This window comes from Vibrio sp. 1562, assembly GCF_033340155.1.
In the GTDB taxonomy this organism is placed as follows: Bacteria; Pseudomonadota; Gammaproteobacteria; order Enterobacterales; family Vibrionaceae; genus Vibrio; species Vibrio alginolyticus.
The window spans coordinates 1-505 of record NZ_JAWOVY010000835.1; the positions used below are offsets into that span (position 1 = coordinate 1).

The window sequence follows — 505 nt, forward strand, 5'->3', positions numbered from 1 at the left end:
GCCTTTGCTGCACCAACAGTTGTCCCTAATGCACCTGAATTAAGCTCTCGCGGTTATGTACTGATGGACTATCACACAGGTAAAGTGTTGGTAGAGCGCGATGCAGACAAACGATTAAACCCAGCGAGCTTAACTAAGTTGATGACTGCTTATGTTGCAGGACAAGAAGTAAACGCTGGCAATATCAGTCTCGATGATCAAGTTGTCATTAGTCGCAACGCTTGGGCGAAAAACTTCCCAGATTCTTCCAAAATGTTCATCGAAGTAAACACATCTGTGTCTCTGTCTGATTTATATCGAGGATTGGTGGTTCAGTCAGGAAACGATGCTAGTGTTGCCATTGCAGAGCACGTCGCTGGCAGCGAAGCAGGCTTTGTTAGCTTAATGAATAGTTGGGCGAGTCAACTTGGTTTGACGAATTCCTCATTTACTAACCCTCATGGTTTAGATAGCGATGGTTTGTATTCAACACCGCATGATATAGCTAAGTTGGGTCAAGCAATCA

At 44.4% G+C, this 505-nt stretch carries 1 protein-coding gene; it reads left to right on the plus strand.

The annotated features are described in order from the left end of the window. Positions 1-505, plus strand: a 505-nt coding sequence (locus R7Z49_RS27945) for a D-alanyl-D-alanine carboxypeptidase family protein (protein WP_318112912.1), incomplete at both ends; no start/stop codon positions are given.